This is a genomic window from Bacteroides uniformis (assembly GCF_025147485.1).
Taxonomy (GTDB): Bacteria; Bacteroidota; Bacteroidia; order Bacteroidales; family Bacteroidaceae; genus Bacteroides; species Bacteroides uniformis.
Genome location: NZ_CP102263.1, coordinates 2153342 through 2176963, shown reverse-complemented (window position 1 = coordinate 2176963; position 23622 = coordinate 2153342). Strand labels below are relative to the sequence as shown.

Sequence of the window (23622 nt, the reverse complement as noted above, 5' to 3'; positions counted from 1 at the left end):
ATCTATCTTTTTTGCGGAAGTAAACGTTCTAGTTCTTCTATCTTTTGTTTATACTCTGCTATCTTTCTGCGAATAGCATCATAGTCAGTTTCATTTCCTTGGGATGTAGGCGTATCAGTGTTTGCACTCGGAGGTGTGTCTACTATTGGTTGTTGCCTATTCGCCGCCGACTCATCTCCTTCACCTTCTGGTACAGGTTTTATTTTCCGTTCTGTCGGTTCACTGAAGTCACCATTTTTAACAGCCATCAAAGCCTTGTCAACCAAAACCATAGGGGGAATATATCCGTAAACATCAGCACCAGTTTTATAAAGTACATTCCGTGCTTGCGCTACAGTTATGTCCTTTTTAAGCGATTTCATCAAAGCTATAGTTCCAGTAACTATTGGCGCAGCCATGCTTGTTCCATCACATGATTGAAAGGTGTTAGAAGGAAATGAGCTATAGATACCTTTGCCTGGAGCTGAAATATCGGAACAAGGACCATAATTCGTGAACACTGTTGGATATAGCCTCTTATCAACTGCTGTTACAACTATAGAAGAAGCGTTGCGATTCTCTGGTGGAATACTTGTAAGAATGTCGTCATTTCCTGCAGCAAATACAAGAATTGTATTTTTCTTGGCTGCAAGCTTACAAACACGAGCCCATAAGAAAGCTACATTTTGGAATTGCGTCTTGGCAATTTCTGCTTGTTGTTCAACAGGCAGCACATTCAAACCTTTGAAAGAAGGACCGATGGATATGTTTACAACATCTGCATCATGGTGAAGTGCATACATTACTCCTGCAATGAGAGCCGACAAAGGACACTGCTTATTGTCAAATACCTGTATAGGCATTATCTGGCAGTTGGGAGCAACACCTGAAGCCCCCTTTGAAAAGTAATCTGCCGAACCTACTGCTAATCCTGCAGTATGTGTACCATGTCCTTCTCCAAGACTTAGAGCATTATTTTGGGTAAAGACATTGTATGCGTCAACAATTCTTCCCTTAAACATAGGGTGACTTGCTTGAATGCCATCATCTACAATGGCAACTTTTACATCTGAGCTACCTTTTGTATATGTCCATCCTTGCTTAAGATGTATCGCATTCAAATGCCAACCTGCATTTTCTGTCGAATTACTGATTTGACCATGCAGTTCATACACTTCCTCGTCAAAAACAATGAACTTATGATTAGGAATTTTACTGTTTATGGTCTTGCGAATTTGGTCACGTTCGTTTTCTGGAATCTGTATGACAAGCAATTTTACTTCCTTGTCATATCCAATAATGCTATACTTATCATCTGGATACGCTTGTTTTAAGTCACGTGCCAATGCATCTACATTGTCGTTCTCATTTTCCATATACAAAAACAGGCGATTGGCAATGATATTGGGTACACCAGGTTGCTTGACAATAGGCGGTTCTTCACCACCTTCGCCCATGACTGGAGCAACAACCGTATTGTCATCAGGCAACTTGCCGTCACTTCCGGTAATCGGTCTTACCGCTCCATTATCATCAACACGAGAACCATCCGCTCTCGTGATGGTATCAATAGGAACAACGCCGTTTACAGGCGAATGGTGGCCACAGCCTTTTAGTAGCCATGATAGCAACCAAATCAACAATATTATAAGAAGCAGCCATAACAACCATTTTAAGCAACCTTTGCCAGTCCACAATCCTGCAAACCACAGCCACCATCTTTTGTACCAAGGCAAAGTTTTCTCGTATTGGGCGAAAAACACTTTATCCTCATCTACGAGAATATTGTTTGGAGATATGTTCCATCCTGTAAACTTGTACCCTTTGTTAGGTGTAACTATAGGTATTTCTCCACTTGACAAAGTAGTGTTGGCAGCTTTTCTAAATGAAGACGAACCTTCAATAGAACCATGTCCACCTGCTTCAAAACGGCAATTGTAGAAAACATCTTCTGGTTCTGTCGTAGGTTCTTCTGTTGGAGAATCTAAAGGGATTGAAGGTTCTGGAGATATTGGAGGAATAGCAGGCGTTTCTGAAACGACCTCGTCATATTGGGCAGTAAAAGTCATGTTGGAGTTTACTCTCTGACCAATAGGCGAAGGTATCCACCCTGTAAAATTCCAGCCCTCACAAACATCCACTGTAGGTATATCCAATTTTGAAAGTATCGATCCTTCGGCACGACTGATGGTTTTGTCAAGTTTTGAAATTGTTCCATGTTCGCCAGCATCGAATGTAATCTTATATTTCTTGGTGTATTCAAAGTCGTGAATCACGGAGCCAACAACCTTATGCTGACGCACATCAGGAGTCATACCCCATGCTACAAGATACACCTTGTCATCTGTACAATATACCCTATCTTCACTGACATATTTAATTGCGCCTGCCATAATCTGCAAATCCTCTCCACTTAAATCCATAATAGAGGACTTGTATATTTTTATGGTGTCATCAAGTATTCCCTTATATCTGTCATACTCTGCTCCTGACAGTTCACTCAAACGGGTGGGATGCTGCTGCCATTTCTCTATATGCCAACAAATCTGATCTTCATCATCCATATATTCAGGAGTCGCAAGGAAATGTTGCAGATTTATAGGTATAACCCTTTTGACAACACTAAAAACACTGTCGTATCTCTTGTACATGGGGTCGTGACCGATACCTTGATAGTCGGTAAAATCAGACACCTCTGTATAGCAGAGTTTTTGTTTTCCAAAGAATGAATGTCCTGCCATTTATTTATCCTTTATATAAAATTTCACAAGCATCAATGATTGTTTTAATTTTAGCATTGGCTATTGGGTCAACATGAGAAATGTCACTTGCATATAGCAGACCAATTGTTACCAAATTCTCCCATCGTTGGAAGTTGTCCCAAAGTGGAAGTTTCATTAATGTTGATTTGTCAACAGTATCTATATCGGAGGCGGCATCAAATGCGCTCAAAGTTTGTAATAATGGTTGCGGTTTTCTAACTACATTCCATGCTGAAGAACTCAAATCAACTTTAATGTGACACTTATCTGCTTTCGCACGAATATTGTCAACGTCCTCATCGTTAATATATTTGCGCCCTACAGAACTTACAAAGTTGTTGAGTGTCAATGAAGCATAATCAGCTATAGCGTTTGGTTGCTCATTAAGACTGAACACTTTACAATAGCGGTCTATTCGTTCAGAAAGGATACGTTTCATCCCCAGCTTTTTCAGTAATGCTGATAACATAAAGACTACTTCATCTGAATGTGGAAGCATAGGCTCAAGAACCTTAACCTTGTTGTTGATATAGGCATTCCAATAATCAACAATGTGTTTGGTGACAACATCCGCCACTGTTGTCAAAGTTTCCGTTTCACTCGAAACCACCTCTGCAATGGTACAGCCACGTTCTTTTAACGCTTCTTCTAATCTCGCTTTTTCGCAGCCAAAGAAATCGCATAATTTTTGAATGTTCGTTTTCTTGTTGTCCGATGGATTAATGTCCGCTTGTTTGCGTATAAAGTTTATTATAGAAAAATCTTTGGGAGTATCGGTATGGCAGATGATAATATTATATGCAATGTCTCGCAAATCACCAACTGGCACCATGAGGTTGTCTATGATATGACCGAATATCTCTGGTCTCTCGCCAACACTTAAAATAAGGGACATTCTTATATCACTGGCTATCTGTTTTACCTTTTGATTCTTTGCCTCCTTATCTTCTGGCTCAAAATAAACAGAAAGTGCATTATACATCTCTGACTTTATTTTAGCTAATTGTGCAAGGTATTTCTTTTTTCTTGCATCTTCTAGTACACTTGCGATAGCGTCAAGATTACGAATGATGGCCTTTGAACCATCATTGTTGATGGTAGCAACATCATTCCAAGTCTGTTCGGGATTAGCAAAATGACGTTGCACAAAGGCATTCTTAAGAAAGCTTTGTTTCAGATTTTCGAAATAGTCAGGATAATCAGCATACGTGTGAACACTTTTCTCTTCTGACTTGACTGCACCATCACTATAGCCATCAAAAACACCATTCTTTCCAGACCAGTAGAAATCACGTAATGGATAAATGTTTTGGAAAGCAGCGGTTCGGAACAGTCCGCCTGTTTTCACCCAATTATCAAGCCACTTGTTAGGCTTAATAATTTCCGGAAATACGGTATCGAACCTGTTCCAATGTGTATCAAGTTTGTCTATGTTTGAGGAATTGTCTGTCTTTGTTCTCTCTAAATCGATATTGAATTTTGTTGCAACAAAGAACAATGGTGCAATACCATTTGTGTCATTGAGCATATTGGCTCGTTCCTCTGGTGTAGAACCAATATTGTCTTCAATCCAACTATTTATTGTTTCTCCAATGGTAGCTTCCGCCTTTTGGTCGTTATGATGACAGAATAACACACTACTGATTCTCAATGAGCGAGAGTACTTGTTGAATAAGTAGGCTACTTTTCCTCTTCTAAGAATCTTGGGAAGAACTGTATGAATGTCCTGCTCCTTGTATTTCTCACGAGAACGAGCACCTGGGAAATCGAGAAGATCAAGTTTATGTAAGAATTTCCTATCATCTGCAACCGAAGGCGGCAGTTCAAAGGTAAGTTCTGCAATCAGTGCCGAAAGATTTCCTTTATGAAAATCATGAGCAAGGATATTCCCATTTGAATCATATACATCTGTATAAATTTCATCATATCCAGTATCTATCTGTACACCGCAAACAGTGTCAAGCCATTCTATCTTCAACAATGTTCCTTTTTCACGGAGCACTGCAGCAAATGGTATATAAATATCTGTTTGAAAGTTAAGCTTCTTATATTCATTAATGAGGACACTGAACAAGTGACTCAATTCACTATTCCTGTTCCAAAGAAGACTGAATATATTAACCCATTTGTCATAGGAAACATATTGAATTACAGGAGCAACTATCTTACAAAAGTTTGATTGATTTACACCAGCCGCAGCATTCCCTATTACATCGTGGATGTAATCTGTAATATCCTTGACATCGTCTTCGTCAATTTCATTTTGTACAACAATCTTTGATGCCCAAAGACCATTCATATCTTCAAGAGCCTTGTTTATATCATCATAACGCAATACGCTATCTTGATTGATTTTAATGTCATTATAATACGAATCAGCCAAGAGAAGGATTATGTCCACAACAGACAAGTTGCGTACCTTTACAAAGTCACTCATTGTAGAACAACCTTGGCTAAGAGTAAAACGAGTGATAACACCAGTTGATTCTATCTTGGCATTGTTTCCACCACTTGGATTTATATCATCTATGAAACTATATGATTTTCCTGCATTAGTGATGACAAAAGGCGAGTTTGGAGAAGACAACAAACTACTCATCAAATAAGATTTACCTACCTGACTTTCGCCATAAGCCGCTGCAGAACAATTCTCTTCCAAGGCTGCATATATGCGCTTGAGTTTGCGGCGATATTCCTTAAAAACATCGTATGGAAAAGACTCCTTTCCAAACTCTTTGGCCCATGCAATAGAGCCGTCAACCAAATCTATATGTTGCTTTATATCTTGTAGCATAATTTCATTTTTAGAGATTAGAAATCAAACGCACCTGAGTCAAGCCAATATTGTTCGTCAACACCAAGGCTTTGGATGTGTATTTCAAGATTACCATCCATTATATCATTACCATTTTTATCCGTTATTGCTGAAATGGAAAGATTTTCCTTGTCATCCATGTCACGCTCAATTGTTATCTTAAATGGCATTCGTTTTTTCAAAACATCAATGGCTTCATTTACAAGTCCTATTACTTTTGCGTCAGTCGGACAGTCTTCGTCATTTATAATGGCCTTTTTCCGAATTTTGTCTGCCATCTTATGACGGTTAAAGTCTATTGAATACAAGGCACGACTTGGATATGAGTCCATCCCTATTTGACGAACATGGAGTGATTGGGGAATACTACTAATAGTCAAGTCACCTCGGTACTTGTCTGGTGTTATGAAGTATTCAATTGGTTGTCCTTCACGAGAAGCTTCAATATAATTCACAGTTGACTTCAAATTCTTTTTCAGCAAATCTAAATTGATGATAAACTTATTCAGATTTGAAAGTTCCGAGGCATAATGTCCTATTACACCACCCATAGCCACAATAGTCTTTGCATTCTTTATATAGCCAGTATTCTCTCCAAACGGATACCAATCCCCTACGTAATAATCGTTGAGAACAATGAGTCTATTTGGTGAAACTGAGTAATATTTAAGGAATATATCCCTTATCACAGGAAGTGAAGCAGGACGTCCTGAGAGTAATACGACATCGCAAGCATAGGAATACATGATGGTTGCAACCTTCTTAAGCAAAGGCTCAAATTCTTTACGAACAACTTCTGAAACCATCTCTTTGTTAAATTTCCAAGAAAGTGATGTGATGTCAATGTTCAATCTTTGTTTGAATTCCTCTATGATTGCCTCATTAGGTGGACACTCGGAAAACACATCTGAATATTTTACAATACAATCCTTGCAGCCTTGTTTCAACAACTCCAAGAAATGGCACATTAATGGTACAGAATATTGAATATTAAAGTCCTTTCTTAATATTCTATCAGCTATAGTTTGTCCATTATAATCCTCTCCAAAGAAATTCTTTATCTTTTGGCGATATTGTTGGGTTGTTAAGTCTTTTAATTCTGTCCTAAATGCACTGTTCTCATCAAGGAGCATAATATTCTTGATAAGGGCATAAAGCATATCATCTCCTGCGAAATAATAGCTATCGTAGAATTTCGGATCTGGCGTAATGGTCGTAACATCACCTTTTATATAAGTATATTTACTAATCATCAAGTCTGATGTTCCTGCACCAATGTCAATAGATCCAACAGTTATTGAAGGCTGGCTGTCACCATCTTCTATTTTTCCATAGAGATTGAAGAACTCACTGCAACATCCTTTGTATTTTTGTCCAACCTCTCCATACATATATACCAATTGGGAGCATGTCGCTTCGTCATAGTACCACAGTCCATCGTCATCTTTCATAGAGCGAACAGCAGGGACTACGTCTACCAGTTTCCCAGGATGTGGATTTTCTACAGGGCAATTATAATCGAAATTTTCCAATAAGATTACTGCATCTTTAGCACAATGTACAAGAGCCTCTCGCTCAACCCTTGACATTGCGGTAGGACAAGTTACAATAATTCTTCGTATTCTTCTTGGTATGGACGGCTTTCCAAACCCACTACGATTAGACCTGTATTCCTCGCTATTAATTTGTATACGAGCTTGCACTAACATTTCCAAGAAAGAGAATGTCATTAAAGACCGTCTGGAATAGTGGTACGAGCTGCCACTTTCTCCGGACAGATCTATACTTCCGTCACTTTTCAACTGATTTGTTATTCCACGAAGATTCAAAATGTGGTCGTCCTTTTCACCTTTGAGAACAAGAAATTTCCATTCTTCTTTATTTGGTCTCCAATCCCACAAATATCTCTTTGGACTTGAATAGGTTGACAAAGATTCCATATCATCTGCAGTGTTTGTGGCCAAATGGATAAGTGTGTTGGCTTCTTGTCCTAAACGAACCAAGCTCGGATGAACAAATTGTTTGCTGTCTTTAATGCCAAAACTTCCAAAGTCAACTTTACGAAAAGCCAAACGCATATCGAAAGGTTCGTTATGTTTGTTGATTACAAGTGAATTGTTCGTTTCGTTAACAAGATTTGTATAGTCAATAAGTTCAAGCTGCCTTACTTGATTAAAATTGGTATTATCTTCTATTAAAAGTGCTGTTGTACGTGAGTTTCCTATATCAACAACCATATCAACATCCTTTATTTCGACATCGGTATCCTTGTAAAGTTTAACCTTGGGGAATAGATCCTTTTGAGCAAGATAGTTGATTAAGAATATGTATGATGCGATATACGACATTTTTCTCACGTTCGCACCTCTTAATTGAGATACACGTTGAACGTTTGGATGAACCAAGTGCAACAAATAGTCATCAATATAACTCCAGTTATTTTTAGGAGAACAATAGTCCATCAAATAGAACTCATTACTACATAGTTCGAAATCCATTTCGCCTCTAAACGCATCGGGAAAAACGGGACATTCATCATATTCGTCACTCTCGTAACGAGCTCTTGTATCGAATGCAAGTACTACATTGTAACATTTTATTCCCTTTTCTTCTCTTATCGGGATTAACTTCATACGTACCCAATTTAATGGACCGAACTTAAAACGCTTGAGAGTGCGTTTAAAGAAATATGGGACTGGAAGCCAAGCATTTTCAAACTTGGAAAACTTGTTGTCTTTGTCGGAGAATGTAAGGCTAAATATATCGCCCCTTACACCTGGACAATTTTCATCTTCTATTCTCAATGGTAATATATCATCGCTTTTAAGCTCGTTGACATCAATTTCAATAGTAGGGTCACTTAAATAGCCACCTTTATGAAGTTTCTGTTTGTTATAATAATAGCACTCGTCATCTGTGCGAAGTTCGTACACAGGATCAAGTCGCCATTCCCCATTTTCAGTATCATACCATTCGTGATACCACATTTTGAACTTTTCTTGAGTATTTATCCTCAATGGAAACGTTATGATTTGAATACCAGAATTGGCTATTAAAGTATGCTCTTGCATAATAAAAATGATATTTATTCTATTGATTCTATAAATGCACTTGGTATATACGCCGTCACAACAGTCACCAAGTCGTCCACCACAACTCCTACTCTCTGTTGTCCTTGCCATCTTGCGACTCTGCCTATCACTCCCTTAAAAGCACCATCAATAACCCTTACCAATTGTCCTTTCTCGAACTTTGGCACTTCGATTAATGACACGATTGTGTTATCCGCATCGGCAGCACAGATGATTTTGAGACTTTCCATCTGATAGTCAGGAACTATCATAGGAATCTTCTCTATTCTGCGACCAACGTGGACGTGTCGATAATAAAAACGAAGGAATGGGAGGTTTACGTTGTCGTAAACAAAGGTTTTGAGTTGTTCTTCGGTACCGTAGGCGAAGAAGATGTTAGGTAAACGTGACTCGGTAACAATTTTGCGCTTACCTTTTATAAGTTTTACAGTATCTGTAGTAGGATAGAAAGCAGTGATGCCTTTGGCTGTCATGTAGTCGTATGCCTTTTTCTCTCTACCGTATGTGGTACGTAAGGCATACCAATGAGGGCTATCTTCCTCTTTTTGTGCTTTAGGCTTACTTGCTATATGGGCATTTCTGGTGGACACCCCTGTTTGTGAACTCTCGGCGGAAACTGTGCTTTGAGCTTCGGGGAGGGCGTTGGAGGTAAGTCCAGCGCAAGGAGGGTATTCACCACCCCCTGAGGTGTGTCCATCTTCTGATGTCCATTCATCGACTTTCATATCGGTGCTAACTTTTTTCTAGACAGAAATCCGTTAAATTGCGACAGAAAAAAAGAGCGTGGAATCGTCCTGTTGTCCATTCCACTTCCTGAGGCTCTTGCAATTGCCTATTGTTGTTGAACAGACAACGTCAGAGCCCACGCCGATATGAAAATCATGTCCGTAAAGAGACCTAATAACACATTAGACTGCGCCCGAAAGGACACAATCCATGCTTACAGGTCTCCACGGGATTGATATAATCACACCCGGGACATCTACCGTTGACTACGTTCAAGACAACAATTTACTGTGAATTTGCAAGATTACAGGAAGTCTTAAACACAGCGTCGATAAACGCCTTCCATTATGTCTGGATTGTCTTCCCGCCCAAAGCCCGCTTACGTATAGATATGTCATGGTTGACCTCACTACACTCAGCACGGCGTAGGCTGCCGACTCGGTTATCATGAAAGAACTCGTCTTACAGCGACAACTGCGGTCTGGCTATACAATCCGACTGCAAAAATACGAAAATTTATTGAGAAAAGACAAGAAATGGTAGGAAATATAAATACTGCAACACAAATTTAAGACTATTTAAGCCAATTCGCTTGAATATCTCGATTATTTTGTGTAAGAAAGCGCACCGTAATAGATGACAAACATTCTAAAATATGCAAACTGCGCTACAAATAGAAAGCAAAAAGCGCACAGAGTGATACAACCATTTGGTATTTCTTCTCTGTACGCTATTATATAACTAAGGTGTAATGCTTAACTGATACCTCTCGGCATCGTTCCATTCATCACGATAATCGTCGTTCGCCCCTGCTTTCCTGAAGTAGCTTGACATTCTTTGCGATTTCCTATCTTTTCAACAAGCCATCTTCTAAAAAGCAATGCTTGGTATGTATCCATTTGAAGTGCTATGTCGATAATCACTTCCATACCATAGACATGCGCAGAATATCCATTTTCAAGTTTGACGTATTGAGAATGCTGGAAATCTTTCAGCACACTTTGTTTCCAAATGCGCTTGATGGTATTCTTCACTGCTGTCCCTGTTACATTCAACAGTTCGGCAATCTCCCAAACAGTCATCCACACCTCACCATGATGTGGGGCGTAGATGACCATATCTTCTTGTATTGTTATCACTTGTCGTTTCATACTATGCCTTTTTTGTGTTCGTATTATCGCTGCAAATATTCCCGAATGTGAATTCCTCAATGTGATTGAGTTGTTGGGACAACTTTTCTACATCCTTGCTCAACTTTTCCTTGGTAATCTTGGCGTACACTTGCGTGGTCTTGATGTCTTTGTGACCAAGCATGGAACTTACTGTTTCTATTGGTACACCATTGGAGAGGCAAACCGAGGTTGCGAACGAGTGCCTTGAGACATGCCAGGAAAGTGGCTTGGTGATACCGCATTTCTTTCCCAATCTTTTGAGCGAACGCAGACAACTTCTATAAGGTGGTACAGGAAAGACTCTGCCATCCTTGCACAATCCACGATGTTTCTCCATTATCTGCTTGGGATAGTCAAGCAACTTGATGTCGGCTTCCGTTCCTGTCTTCTGTCGGTGGATAACAATCCACTCGCCATCGTCAAAAAATGTCTTGATGTTCTCTTCCTTCAAGTTGTACAGGTCAATGAATGCGAGACCTGTGAAACAGCAGAATAGATACAAGTCACGCACCAACCCCATATGCTTTCTGGTGATAGGAGTTTCCATCAACAGGTGAATTTCTTCTTTTGTCAGAATCTCCCTTGTTGTTTCCTCGTTCTTGTACTCGTATCGTCTGAAAGGGTCTTTGACGAGCCACTCGTTATCAATCGCCCGAAAAATCATGGCACGGAGATTACGGACAAACACCATTGCGGAATTTATCTTCAGTTGCTTGTCTATTCTAAGGAATGTCTCATAGTTCGTAATAAACGGCAGGGACAATTCTTTCAAGGCAATGTCCTTTACACGGTAATGCGACTGCAAAAACTCGCCCACGTAAGCACAACCGATTCTATATTTTGTGAATGTGCTCAAAGATTTCATGCCAGCCTTGTATTGTTTTTCCATTTCATCCCTGCTTTGCTCATAGACTTTCATCAAGGTATGGCAGCGATACTCCAATCCAAGAAAAGCGTTCTTAACCTTGTCGGCAGAGACAAAGTTGTCTCGATCTATTATCTCCTGATAATGCTTGCTGATACTCACACGCATTTTGTCCAGTTTGCGGTTCACCTCCAAGGCTTGCATACTTTTTCCAGTCATGCGTCCGCCCTTGGTGTCCCACAAATTGGGATTCACAGTCATCTTGCAACTGAACTGTGCCTGTGTTCCGTCCACTGTGATACGTCCCATAACTGGAACAGTACCGTCTTTCTTTACTACCTGTCTTTTGAGGTAGAAGATAATTGAAAATGTACTCTTCATAACGTCATTCTTTTTTGCGTTCAAAATTAATACATGAAGAGTCTTTTCTTGCTACGCATTTCACGGCAGAACACGGCAAATTTGGTTCGTAACCAAAAATCTTACGTTGCTCATTAGTAACTCACTATAAATCAGAGCATTCAAATTCAATTCGTAACCTTCCTTATTCTTCCGAACCTCAACATTCACCATTGGGGGTATAGGTTACGGATAGGTAACGTTCCTCTGTCTCATCTTGTCGTATTCCTGTCTTCGTCTGTCCTCGCCACTTTTAACCAAAATGAGGAAAGTAACTGATAACCAGTAAACTTTCCTCATTCTTCTCTCAAACACTTTTATATGCACTTTCAAGGCAGGAAAGTTAGCACTATTCACATCGGCAATGAAGTTATACTTCTCCCCTTTTATATAAGCAACATGATTTCGCAGATAGTCCGTATCACGGTTTTTCCATAGCAACGGACGGCCGTCAGGAGTAACCTTTCCAGAAACGACGGCAGATGTACAAGCCAGAACCGGCTCAGCAGTGAGTGCCGCAAGCAGTCCCCATATTAAAAAAAGATGTTTTATCATAACCTTGCCTTCCTTAGATTTATATTCGCAAAGGTATGATAATCTGTGAAAGGGCAAAAGAAATCCTCTGAAATCCTTATCCCCTATTCATCAGGAAAGAATTATTCGCTGACAAGTTTCTGCAACTTATCCTGCATATACCGAAGTTTCGCAGTTCCAGTACCTTGTTCTATATGACGGATAATGCCTTTCTTATCCACCAGTATAGTGACCGGCATACCACTCACATGAAAGGTCTCGAAGAAAAACAAGTCATCGGCTATCTGGGTAAAGAGGAAAGGACGGCTCTCTACAATTTTCTTTATTTGTGCAGCACTGTCAAAAGTCGTAGCAAGATAGGTTACATCAGGATAGACTTCTATCCATTTGTTCAGCTCCGGCATTTCACGGATACAAGGACCACAGCCGGTATACCAGAAGTTCAAGACCATAGGACGTCCCGTCACATCGGCCTTGCTCCACTCCTGTCCTTCTATGTCTTTCACTTTGAATTCCGGAAAAGCCTTTCCTATCCATTCTTCCTTCTTCAAAGTCTGTACGGCACCGCCTATCGGCAACTTCTTCCCCGTTCCTCCACGGTAACTCATCAAGAAAGCTTCCGCACCAGGCACCTCGTCGGCAGGAGTAGCATATTCTCTCACCTCCTCAGACAGCACAATGCCCTTGCGCAAGCGGAGTTCCGTAACCTCGTGTCTCGCGCCGTCCTCATGTATTATGAAAGCCGCCACGTTGTCCGAACCCACACCAGGCGGCATGCCTTCGAAGAAAAGCCCGCCCACCAAATAATATTTCTTACCGGCTGTCTGGGCAGAGCAAAGCCCTGCCCCCACAGCTACCAGAATCAGAAACAAAGAGAGAATTTTCCTTATCATAATTGTTAGAGACTATTCACTTTTCAGCGTAATCGTAAGCTTGGGCTGCACCTTCACTTTGCCGGTAGCCATACCTATATACGAAACAACCAATACAGCATCCTTAGAAGGTACAGAAAGGACAAAATTGCCATTGACATCGGTAACGCTTCCCGTAGTGGTACCTTCTATCAGAACAGCCGCACCGATAACAGGCTCACCCTGCTCATCCACCACTTTGCCTTCCACTTTCATATTGCCTTTGGCAATGGTCTTTTCTACAGCTTTAGTTTTTTTAGTAGTGATGTAAATCTCACCTTTTCCACCTGCCTCTTTCTTCACCTCAATACCCTCAATATTCTCGGCAGGTATTAAATCATCGATAGTTTTAGTACCCAAGTCAACCTTTTCTCCATCAATATAGACAGTCTTTATTAAATCAAGACTACTCTTATGCTGTACTTTAGCATTCTCTGCCACCTCATTACCCCGGCGGATAACCATACCCGGAGTTCCTTGTTTCAGGGTTATCAGAACAACGCCATTCTGTCCCTCTTCTCCATATAAATCCGTGGCAGATTTATCTTTCAAAACCGTTACACGTTCTATCTTATCAGGATTCAATGCACTCATGACAGATGGCGTCACCTCTTTTCCATCCACAATATACAATGGCTCTTTCCCATTACCTGCATATCCTTCAACTGTAATACCATTGGCAGAAGAAGTTTTTTCAAGTTTGTCGTCGTCCAGCCTGAACATCACCGGCACCGTAAATTTCACAGCCACCGGCTGCCCCTTCTGTCTCCCCGGCTTCCACTTCGGCATAGTGTTTATCAATCGCAGCGCCTCGGCATCCATATCCTTATCCACAGAACGGAGCACCTTGGAGTCCTTGATGCTTCCATCTTCATCCACCACAAACTGGACAGTGACCCGTCCCTGCGTACCGTTCTCTTTGGCAGATGCCGGATAACGCATATTCGTCTTGATATAATCCATGAAAGCACTCATTCCGCCGCCGGGAAATTCCGGCATCTCCTCTGCCACCTCGAAGACCAGAGTTCCCTTCAACCGCTTGCGGACTTCCGCCGGTACATACTTCACATCGGCAGGCTTCGTAGTGTCACCTGCACTTTCCGCCACTTTTGTTTCTACAATTGCAGCCAAATCGTTAACTTTGACGCTTGAAATCTTCTCCACTTTATCGGAGACTTCGGGACGGGCAAAAGCTGTCACTGCAATGGCAGCTACCGGAAGTACATAAAGATACTTCAAACGTGCCCACGGGCTTGATTTTTCTTTTAACATCATAGTGATACGTTTTTTAAGTTTACTGTGATTAAAGCTGTTGGCCATAGAGTAGAGCCTTGTGCCGACAGCTTTTTTTATTAATAATAGTTGATACTGTTTTGCATCCACACCCTCCTTTATCACCGTTTCATCCGCTTCAAACTCATGGATATTCTGCAATTCCTGCTTCAGGAGCCATGATGCCGGATTGAACCACTGAAAGAAAATGCAGACATCAGCCACCAGCAAGTCCCAGGAATGGCGGTTATGGATATGGGCAAGCTCGTGGATAAGGATTTCCCGTCCGTTCTCCTCCAAGTCTTTCCGTGAAATGACAATATATCCCATCCAACTGAACGGAGCGATGTCACAGTTGTGTACAATCAAAGTAACGCGCTCTTTCCTGCCCGGTAAGTAGCTGCCAATATCCTCTTTTTTACCCGATTTCAGCAACATCAGTAACCGTACCAACGAATATACGTTGCGGAAGGCAAAGAAAACGATTCCTGCCAGATAGACAAGCAGCGCCACTTGTATCCAGGTGACTGTTGCCGTTTCAGCCCTTGCTCCGGCCTCAGTGGCATTCACTGCATCTGCCATCATCAGCAACTGCTCCAATGTCAGCATCGTCTGGTGCACTTCCGTCTCCTGCTTCACACTTACCTCTACCAAAGGCAATAGGCAGGACAACAGCAAAATGCCCAACAATGAAAAACGGTTGAAACGATGAAACGTCTCGCGTGCCAGCAACAAGCGATAAAACAAATAGAATATCGCCAGGCAAACAGAAGATTTGAGTATATAAACAAAAAACAGACCCATGGAATTATTTACTATTTAGGGATTTACGATTTACTATTTACTATTTACAGTTACTTGGTCAGTTCATTCCGTAGCATCTCCACTCCGGGAAATCCGGTTGCTTTGTAGGAAATATCTCCTTCACGGTTCACGACGAAATAGGTCGGGATACCCGGATATTCGTACAGCTTTGCCAATGCCGTACTTTGCTCATTGCTAATGCGACAGTGAATACCGGGTATATCCGGTATCATTACTTTCCATTTTCCTTCAGGAGATGTTTCGTCGACAATATATAGATAAACCACCTCTTTCAGCTCCTCTTTCAACGGTTTCAGGCTTTTCATGGCCCGCATACAAGGACCACACCAGGTGTTCCACATATCCACCAGTACCATCTTGCCACGATAAGGACGAGTAATGACCTGCAACAAACTGTCTGCCGCTACCTCCTTTTCCACCTCAACAATCTTATATCCGGTCTTTCCCTTAGTAGCTTCCAACTCTGATTTCAGTTCGGCTTCAATCCTCCCGTTTCTCATCAGGAACAATTGCCTGAGGTCGGGAGAAGCGATGCTGTCCACCGTCCGACGCTCTTCCTCAGTCAAAGGCATGTACTTGCTCAGATTACGGGAAGCACGCCCGGCAAGAAGCATGTCCGGCCAAAGAGGGTCTTGCACAAACTTATCCCGGAAATTTCCGGTAGCGGTCTTCACAAAGTCCGTATAATAATTGTAATATTTCTGTTCGGGGGTATGCAGAATATCCAGTTGCAGTATTTCCTTGAAGTATGAGGTACTGTCCACCGTCATGTCCGCCCTTTTCACCCCCTTCCTGCCCGAAAGCATCGGGGCATAACTAAGGTTACTCTTGTAATTATAGATAAGGCTGAACAGATTCATATCCAGATTTGCCCGGATATAAGTACGGCAAGCCTGGCTCATATCCTTGTTTTTTACAAGTTTCTTTTGCATATCTTCATAATGCCTGAACAGATACTTTTTATATGCCTGCGGAGTCATCCCACAAATATCTGCATAAAAATCATCAGCTCCCGATAAGCTTTTCATTTCACCGAACCGCAGCAACTCGGTATTCAGACCGGCATAGTCTCCTTCAAACCAAACACAGTTGTCCGTTACACCATCCCTTTTCCGGCTTAAAAGACGGCTTTGCGAATAGAATATTTCAGGCAGATTGATTGTGACATCCAGTTCTCCACCCGGAACGAGAAACAATTCTATTTTCGAACGGGATATCCACAGCGTAGCACCGCTCGGCAACAGCACCTCTGTCTCATAACGGAACGTGCCATCCTCCGCTATCTTCAAGTCCTTACCGGTGAAATACATGAAGAACCAAGGCGAGTCATAGTAGCGTAACGTCACTCCATACTCCGGTTTATACCCCAATATCTGCCCCTTTATGACAGTCTTTCCCATATTCAATTCCGGTCCGGGCAATGGCAAAACCTCATCCGGTTTCTTATTCCGCAAACGTTCGGGAATATCCACCCGAGGTTTCTCTCCGTTGAGCTGTATACCATAAATTACCCATCCTTCATCACTGTCCGGTGTCTCTACAAAATCAAAGCTCTCAGTATCCATCGGAAGCGGACTAAACTTCAAAACAGCAGTCATTTCACCGGAAGCGGGAATATGCGTCCATTCATCCCTGGCAAAACCGGTATTTCCCAAATATCCGTAATCCTTTCCGGATGCCCGCAACACAGCTGTCGAATCAATCCTGACCCTATCGCCCTGCATGCCATAAAGCCTCACCGCCAGCCAGGTCGTATCTTTTCCAAGCGTCACTTGCTCCACTTCAATGCTACGCGTATTGCATGCCATGAAATAGGGTACCTTTACGATTTTCTTTGCCTGCAATCCGCAGCAAATACTTACCAGCAGCAAACAAACCAATCCGATGTTTTTCATAAGCCAGAGTTATTAGAGCCTCAACAATCTCAGTCCCTTCCCTTTTCCACGTCTTGTATCAACTGCTTCAGTTCTTCCAGGGATATATCCTCTTCCTTCACCAGAGACGACACTGCGCTGAGATAGGAATTATTGAAATATTTGCTGATAACGTTCTTCAGTGTCCGCTTGCGGAAATCCTCCTCGCTGACCACCGCATAATACTGATACGTGTTGCCGTACGTATGATGGCTCAGGAATCCCTTATCCTCCAATCCTCTCACAATGGTGGACAAAGTATTGAAATGTGGTTTCGGCTCTTCATAGAATGCCAGCATTTCCTTCACAAACAAGGGTCCCTTTTCCCAGAAAAAGCCCATGATTTCTTCTTCTTTTGCAGTCAATCCTTTCATAACATTCTTTGTTTTCCGCAAATAACTAAATTATTTAGTTCAAAAACTAATTTCTCTCGTTAAATAAAACTAAAGCTTTTAGTTTATTCGGCAAACACCAGTCTCCAACCGTCTCCCGACAAGCAAAATACCTACTAATAGTGATTGCAGTTCTCGGATAAAAGCCGTTACTTTGCGCACGAATCAGAGAATTAAAAACAATAACATACAATGAATAAGCAACATAAGTACCGCTCCACGGACAAGATGAGCGACCTCATCTGTGACAATTACTCCTTATTAATGGTGATGAGCCGCTTCGGACTGTCATTAGGATTCGGAGACAAGAGCGTGAAGGACGTCTGCGAAGCACAAGGCGTCGATTGCCCTACATTCCTCGCCGTAGCCAACTTTATCAGCGAAGAACAATACTCTTACAGCGGCAATGAAAGTGATTTTTCCATTCCCGCCCTTATGGATTATCTGAAGCGTGCCCACACATATTTCCTCGACTTCAACCTGCCGGCCATCCGCCGCAAACTCATCGAAGCCATCGATTGTTCCAGTACAAACGATGTAGCCTACCTCATCCTGAAGTTCTTCGATGAATATGCCAAGGAGGTACGCCGCCACATGGAATATGAAAACCAGGCCGTATTCACCTATGTAGAGCAATTACTCCAAGGCAACCTATCGGATGAATACAACATTGCCACTTTTGCCAGCAAACATAATCAGATAGATACCAAACTGAAAGAGCTGAAGAACATCATCATCAAATACTACCCGGAAAAGGAGAACAACAATCTCCTGAATGCGGTCTTGTTCGATATATTCAACTGCGAACAAGACCTTGCCACCCACTGCCAGGTAGAAGATTATATGTTTGTTCCCGCCGTAGCGCAAATAGAAAGGAAACTGAAAAATGAACAATAATACTTCTTTGAAGATTGTCATTGCAGAAACTTCGGTCATCATCCGGAGTGGCCTGACGGCTGTTTTGAAGCGTATTCCCAACTTGAATGCACACCCTATTGAGGTTTCTTCTCCGGAATCGCTGCAGAACTACATTCACATGCATCCGGCAGACATTATCATCATCAACCCCACTTTCGGTGGCTGGTTCGACCTGCCCGCCTTCAAGGCAGAACACGGAAAATCCGGTATCAAGTACATTGCTATGGTATGCTCCGTCATCGACAACAACATATTGAAGGAATATGACGAGAACTTCGCCATGTGCGATGACGTAGATGTCATCGCCTCCAAAATCAACCACTTGCTACACACCGAGGAGGAAGAGGAAAAAGACAGCGAACAAGAAACCCTGAGCCAGCGCGAAAAGGAAATCATCACCTGCGTTGTGAAGGGCATGACCAACAAAGCCATCGCCGACAAACTCTACCTCTCCATCCATACCGTCATTACCCATCGCCGTAACATTGCACGCAAACTGCAGATACATTCTCCGGCAGGGCTCACCATCTACGCTATTGTCAACAAGCTGGTAGAATTGAGCGACATCAAGGACTCTCTATAAGATTCTTCCGGCAACCGTTTCCCTACCCGCTGCGGCCTATAGGGAAAAACCGGATGAATCCCTTGCAAAAGTATGCTCCTCCATACGGGAAAAGCCCTCTGCCTATTGATTAAGGTTTATCTTGTGCTTGAAGACAAAGCTCATCCCCTATGTCATCCCTCCCCATCCTATGACTCTTTATGCCCCACAAGTATCCTTATCCAACCTTACCCACAGTATCCGTCACGCCATACACAAATCCCCGCTTCACGATATCACATCGGGAAGCGGGGATCCTTTTATCTTCATAAAAGTGGTTACGTAATTATGACTAACTAATTCATTCAAATCTGATGTTGCAAAGATAAGGCATCGGCAGACAGTACGCAATCACTTAAATTAGGTATAATAAAACAAGTCTGTCATCATAAATAGGTAGAACCACCCACAAATCAGGCATTGGCATAGCTGTGCATTCCTCCAAGGATGTAGTTCACCCCGAAATAGGTCATCAGGACTGTCAGAAAGGCAACAATCATATAGATATGGAAGAATAACGGACTGCGGAAAATGCGCAGGCTGCGCGCATGGAACGCCGCTCCATAAACCATAAAGGTAATCAGCGCCCATACTTCCTTCGGGTCCCAAGCCCAATAACGCCCCCAAGAAGCATTGGCCCAAACCGCACCCAGAAAAATGCCGGCTCCCAAAAAGAAAACGGCGGGATAAAGCAGCAATCGGCTGAGCAGCATCAACATCCGGGCTGAACGGCGAAGACACAATGCCAGTATGCCGTTCAGCATCATAAAGGCAAACAAAGCATAAGACATCATTATCAACGACACATGCGTACTGAGCCACGGAGAAACGAGCACGGGCATCAAGGGAGTGATTTGGGGATTCATCTGTCCCAAATAGGACACCAGTAAGGCAAAACCGGACAGCAAAAAACCGAAAGGCACCATAAACGGGAAGCGCCGCCGAAACAGACAAGCCAGGAACAGCGCACACAATGCCATGAACTGCATCGTTTCGTATCCATTACCCAACGGGATACGCCCGCCGATGTACCACCTCAGACCATACCCGAAGAGCTGAAAGAGAAACGCCGCATAAAGAGAAAACGGGAAAAAAGTATCTGCCAAACGCGAAGAGAAAGAGAGCGCTACAATCCTACCGGAAGAGTCTGACAATGCCGACGAACGGCGCAGGCCGCGATACAGCAGACGGAAGAAAGCCAGCATCCCCACCGTAAGGTTGAACATGAACAGCAATTTGCTGAAAGGAATACGGTTATACAGCAATTCGGCTTGTATTTTAGTATCGGAAACAGGCTCCACACTCCCGTCTTCCGGCAAAGGACGAATCAATGTACCATTTTGGAGCATCAAAATCAGTCCCACCTTTTCATCCGCCTCTACAATGGCCTTTTCCAGAGAAGTCATTTTCTGATGATGGTCTTGCTTCCCCTTCCAGAACTTCTGCAAGCGATACTTCTCACCGTCGAACAAATCAGCCAGACATGCATAGGGTGTCTCCAAATGAAGCAGACGACGGAGTGCCTCGTTTTTGATATAAATCATCGGCTCATTCTGCCAAACCTCCGGACGCAGAAGCCATCCGCCAATCACCTGCTCCGGCGTCATGCCTCCATAAGACGATTTTCCCGTCAGTTTCAGTACAAAATCGCGCGCAAGGGTATTGAAAGGAACCACACGGTCATTATAAATCACCTGCTTACGGGCAAGACTATCCGCCTGCTTGCGTGCCAGTGCCGGAAGGCTTCTCTTCTGCGCATGTACCCCACTTCCCAGACACAGCAACAATAGAACAAACATTCCTCCCTTCTTCAACAACGGATGCCTCAGCAGCCTGCGGAACTCTCCGCCCCGGCTGACCAGCATCCAGAGCATGGAGACACCTAACAAGAGGTATCCACTATAGGTAATCCCTATCCCCCACGGGTCATAATTCACTGTCAGCCAGCTCCCCTGCATATCCTCATCAAAGGAAGACTGATAAAAGCGAAACCCCTGCCGTGAAAGAATACGGTTCATGGAGACGGGCGTCTCACCGTGAATATAGCTGATATAATCTGCAGGAGCATCCGTACCCGGATAGTACTCAATCCGGAAACTGTCCAGACGTAAGGTGAACGGTAACTCTACAACCTGCCTGCCGTCTTGTTCCAAAAAGCAGTTCACCTCACTGCCGACAGTAAGATGCACATATCCTTTTCGGCCACAAAGAAACGTAGTCATGGCTCCCGCCAAAATCACGAGGAAGGAGCCATGCAACAACAACGTCGGGAGACGCCGCCACAACCGCTGTCTTACAAGCACAACAACAGTCATCGCAGCAAGGGCTCCCCACAAACAACAGAACCAAATCGTATGATAAACATGCTTTTCTACAAAATCCGTACTGTATGTCTGCTCTACAAACGTAGTTGCAGCAAGTAAGAGCAGCAAACAACCATAAACAGCTATGAGAAACTTTTTCAATTAAGAGCTATCAATTAAAAGTAAAAAATCAATATGGAGCAAACTCCTTGTTTTCTAAAGACTTGACTCCCATACATTCCATCTCTATCAGCCAACCCGGACGACATACGGGAGCATATACAAACACTCTCGGAGTATCCGGAAAACGCTCGTCATACATTCCTTTGACCACGGTATAGTCAGCAACATCCCGCAGATAAACAATCATCTGTCCTAAATCATCAAACGTACAGCCAGCCTCTTTCAACAAAGCCTCCACATTCTCCCACATACGTTCCGTCTGCTTGCGAATGTCCCCGGGATATACCACCTCACCTTTATTATTGATGCTCGCAGTACCCGAAATAAACACCTGGCGACGGTCGCCATAATCCACATACGTACCTCGCTCGAAACTCACACCGTATTCGTATGTGGGATTCAGATGTGTCGGTGCGTAAAGGTAGTGAATTTGTTCAGATTTCAAACCATCTACAGCATAAGTATCCATCTGAACCGTCACTTTTGGGTCGGCATGACGGCCACCGATACCGGTACTGGAAATATAATGAGTCTTCTCCGTCAAGTCCTGGGTAACAAACACCTCATTACGCGCCTTCACCACTCCGGTATAATTCACATCCACGTTCTGTACAAAGAACCAGGTACGTATGCAATTATCAGCCAGCTTGCAGCCCTGTTCCATCAGCTGCATCACATAGTCATTCAACAGCAGACGGGTCTGGTATTCCGAATTGGCGGCACGATTGAAAGAGCCGCCTCCCCAAAGGTGACGGTAGGCGCCATGTCTCACTTCGAACAATCCGTTATGAAGTACCTGTGTTTCCACACCTTTCTGCAGATAGACCCACAGTGCAATCTTTGTACCGTTCAACGGCGGCTGCTCTACCACGGAGAGTGCACAATCCGAACATTCTGCCGAAAGCGCCAGTAGCATATCTGCCTGATTGGCGGCGTCACTTAGAAAGTAGCGTTTAAAGATGGCAACAGCACCTTGTAGCTCACTTTCACGTAGTTGGCAGTAAGTGTCGACCACCGCATTCAGCTGTTCTTCATAAGTCGCTTCCGGTCTGGTGGCATGAATCATTACATGATATTCCGAAACACCCGCTTCTACCTCATATTTAAAGATTTCGGTTAAGGTATTCTCCAATTGATTAGTTTGTTGTTGTTTATTTTTCATATTAAATATCAATTAGTCGTTGTTGTTCAAAAAAGTACCGGTATTACCAGTAAGGCCCATCATTATTACGGCTGTGCACCATCGTCAATCCAGTTGCCAATCAAAGACTGCATATCAGATGAGGTTATCATCTGAGAATGGTCTATACGCCAATCCGAGCTGATGTCCGTACCCAATATGAGATGCAAGACACTTTCTGACGCATTGCCGGGCATAACCCTCATTTTACCGTCCACCGTCGTTGAAGCCCGGTTGACCAGATCAGCATGGCTATGTCCTTCCAGCAGATTCAAGCCACCACCCGGAGTGGTGCTAAGACCATGGCAAGCCGTACAAGTGGCATTGAATATTTTTTGTTGAATGGCATTGTACATACTTGCATCAACTGTTCCTGCATCCATAAGTATAGTATCAGCGATTTCAGTACATTCCATTGCCACCAAACTGACAATGCGCTTCCTCAACTTATTGATTACACATAGCTCGACAGTTGTCACCTCATCCGTTATGCCGGACATTGTCAACTGGATTTCATCATTATCCGATTCGGATGCCGGAACAACCTTTGAAACAATGGCATAATCGCTTTCATCATCAAATCCTGCCACTACCACACTATAGTCGCCCGACCACTTATCCACACCACTAATCCGGCCTGTCATCTTCACTGTGCGTCCTTCACCCGTGGCCACTACGGCATTCTCATAAATTCTCCCCTCATCGCATGCATGCAGACCTATAAGAAGCACGGGCAGAAAAAAGAAAAGAATGTATTTTTTCATAGACGAATCCTTTCCT

At 42.9% G+C, this 23622-nt stretch carries 15 protein-coding genes and 1 pseudogene; 2 read left to right on the top strand and 14 right to left on the bottom strand.

All coding sequences use genetic code 11. The annotated features are described in order from the left end of the window. Positions 1 to 2 precede the first annotated feature (2 nt). The 11 genes and pseudogenes from NQ510_RS08265 to NQ510_RS08215 form a co-directional block, all read right to left on the bottom strand. On the bottom strand, positions 3 to 2720 hold the full coding sequence (locus NQ510_RS08265; protein ID WP_005823774.1) for a S8 family peptidase: 2718 nt from the start codon (positions 2718 to 2720) through the stop codon (positions 3 to 5). Positions 2721 to 2724: 4 nt separating this feature from the next. Continuing rightward, positions 2725 to 5535 carry a virulence factor SrfC family protein gene (locus tag NQ510_RS08260; protein WP_005823775.1) on the bottom strand — a complete coding sequence of 937 codons (2811 nt, stop codon included), beginning with the start codon at positions 5533 to 5535 and terminating at the stop codon, positions 2725 to 2727. Positions 5536 to 5552: 17 nt separating this feature from the next. Next, entirely contained in the window at positions 5553 to 8627 is a 3075-nt protein-coding gene (locus NQ510_RS08255; protein ID WP_005823776.1) for a virulence factor SrfB, read from the bottom strand. A gap of 14 nt (positions 8628 to 8641) precedes the next feature. Further along, positions 8642 to 9373: a UpxY family transcription antiterminator gene (locus NQ510_RS08250; protein WP_005823777.1), complete on the bottom strand. Its 732-nt coding sequence runs from the start codon at positions 9371 to 9373 to the stop codon at positions 8642 to 8644. A gap of 756 nt (positions 9374 to 10129) precedes the next feature. Beyond that, positions 10130 to 10525, bottom strand: a complete 396-nt coding sequence (locus tag NQ510_RS08245) for a hypothetical protein (RefSeq protein WP_005823778.1) — start codon at positions 10523 to 10525, stop codon at positions 10130 to 10132. Position 10526: 1 nt separating this feature from the next. After that, positions 10527 to 11792: a site-specific integrase gene (locus NQ510_RS08240; RefSeq protein WP_005823779.1), complete on the bottom strand. Its 1266-nt coding sequence runs from the start codon at positions 11790 to 11792 to the stop codon at positions 10527 to 10529. 360 nt (positions 11793 to 12152) lie between these two features. Beyond that, positions 12153 to 12365: pseudogene (locus NQ510_RS08235) on the bottom strand (hypothetical protein); the annotation flags it as partial. A gap of 101 nt (positions 12366 to 12466) precedes the next feature. Next, a complete protein-coding gene (locus NQ510_RS08230; RefSeq protein ID WP_005823782.1) occupies positions 12467 to 13237 on the bottom strand; it encodes a TlpA family protein disulfide reductase in 771 nt (256 codons plus the stop codon). Between the two features lie 12 nt (positions 13238 to 13249). Continuing rightward, a complete protein-coding gene (locus NQ510_RS08225) occupies positions 13250 to 15331 on the bottom strand; it encodes a M56 family metallopeptidase (RefSeq protein ID WP_005823783.1) in 2082 nt (693 codons plus the stop codon). 50 nt (positions 15332 to 15381) lie between these two features. Continuing rightward, entirely contained in the window at positions 15382 to 17247 is a 1866-nt protein-coding gene (locus NQ510_RS08220; RefSeq protein ID WP_005823784.1) for a TlpA family protein disulfide reductase, read from the bottom strand. Positions 17248 to 17276: 29 nt separating this feature from the next. Continuing rightward, a complete protein-coding gene (locus tag NQ510_RS08215) occupies positions 17277 to 17639 on the bottom strand; it encodes a BlaI/MecI/CopY family transcriptional regulator (RefSeq protein WP_005823785.1) in 363 nt (120 codons plus the stop codon). A gap of 210 nt (positions 17640 to 17849) precedes the next feature. On the opposite strand from NQ510_RS08215, the gene NQ510_RS08210 reads away from it, so the two are divergent. Further along, positions 17850 to 18554: a hemerythrin domain-containing protein gene (locus NQ510_RS08210; RefSeq protein ID WP_005823787.1), complete on the top strand. Its 705-nt coding sequence runs from the start codon at positions 17850 to 17852 to the stop codon at positions 18552 to 18554. Further along, positions 18544 to 19158, top strand: coding sequence for a response regulator transcription factor (locus NQ510_RS08205; RefSeq protein ID WP_005823789.1), 615 nt, complete (start codon positions 18544 to 18546; stop codon positions 19156 to 19158). Before NQ510_RS08210 ends, NQ510_RS08205 begins: the two co-directional genes overlap by 11 nt. A gap of 431 nt (positions 19159 to 19589) precedes the next feature. Here the strand turns inward: NQ510_RS08205 and ccsA are convergent, their stop codons facing one another. The 3 genes from ccsA to NQ510_RS08190 all read right to left on the bottom strand — a co-directional run bounded on the left by ccsA (position 19590) and on the right by NQ510_RS08190 (position 23606). Further along, the gene (ccsA, locus tag NQ510_RS08200) at positions 19590 to 21641 is read right to left on the bottom strand and encodes a cytochrome c biogenesis protein CcsA (RefSeq protein WP_005823791.1); all 2052 of its coding nucleotides are present in this window, start codon (positions 21639 to 21641) and stop codon (positions 19590 to 19592) included. Between the two features lie 28 nt (positions 21642 to 21669). Continuing rightward, complete coding sequence (locus NQ510_RS08195) at positions 21670 to 22824, bottom strand: Rid family hydrolase (protein WP_005823794.1); 1155 nt, start codon at positions 22822 to 22824, stop codon at positions 21670 to 21672. A gap of 65 nt (positions 22825 to 22889) precedes the next feature. Then, positions 22890 to 23606, bottom strand: coding sequence for a hypothetical protein (locus NQ510_RS08190; protein ID WP_008665536.1), 717 nt, complete (start codon positions 23604 to 23606; stop codon positions 22890 to 22892). Positions 23607 to 23622 lie beyond the last annotated feature (16 nt).

Excerpts from the sequence above, each read along its gene's own strand:
- NQ510_RS08265 (WP_005823774.1), bottom strand. The coding sequence starts at position 2,720 with ATGGCAGGACATTCATTCTTTGGAAAACAAAAACTCTGCTATACAGAG.
- NQ510_RS08260 (WP_005823775.1), bottom strand. The coding sequence starts at position 5,535 with ATGCTACAAGATATAAAGCAACATATAGATTTGGTTGACGGCTCTATT.
- NQ510_RS08255 (WP_005823776.1), bottom strand. The coding sequence starts at position 8,627 with ATGCAAGAGCATACTTTAATAGCCAATTCTGGTATTCAAATCATAACG.
- NQ510_RS08250 (WP_005823777.1), bottom strand. The coding sequence starts at position 9,373 with ATGAAAGTCGATGAATGGACATCAGAAGATGGACACACCTCAGGGGGT.
- NQ510_RS08245 (WP_005823778.1), bottom strand. The coding sequence starts at position 10,525 with ATGAAACGACAAGTGATAACAATACAAGAAGATATGGTCATCTACGCC.
- NQ510_RS08240 (WP_005823779.1), bottom strand. The coding sequence starts at position 11,792 with ATGAAGAGTACATTTTCAATTATCTTCTACCTCAAAAGACAGGTAGTA.
- NQ510_RS08230 (WP_005823782.1), bottom strand. The coding sequence starts at position 13,237 with ATGATAAGGAAAATTCTCTCTTTGTTTCTGATTCTGGTAGCTGTGGGG.
- NQ510_RS08225 (WP_005823783.1), bottom strand. The coding sequence starts at position 15,331 with ATGGGTCTGTTTTTTGTTTATATACTCAAATCTTCTGTTTGCCTGGCG.
- NQ510_RS08220 (WP_005823784.1), bottom strand. The coding sequence starts at position 17,247 with ATGAAAAACATCGGATTGGTTTGTTTGCTGCTGGTAAGTATTTGCTGC.
- NQ510_RS08215 (WP_005823785.1), bottom strand. The coding sequence starts at position 17,639 with ATGAAAGGATTGACTGCAAAAGAAGAAGAAATCATGGGCTTTTTCTGG.
- NQ510_RS08210 (WP_005823787.1), top strand. The coding sequence starts at position 17,850 with ATGAATAAGCAACATAAGTACCGCTCCACGGACAAGATGAGCGACCTC.
- NQ510_RS08205 (WP_005823789.1), top strand. The coding sequence starts at position 18,544 with ATGAACAATAATACTTCTTTGAAGATTGTCATTGCAGAAACTTCGGTC.
- NQ510_RS08195 (WP_005823794.1), bottom strand. The coding sequence starts at position 22,824 with ATGAAAAATAAACAACAACAAACTAATCAATTGGAGAATACCTTAACC.
- NQ510_RS08190 (WP_008665536.1), bottom strand. The coding sequence starts at position 23,606 with ATGAAAAAATACATTCTTTTCTTTTTTCTGCCCGTGCTTCTTATAGGT.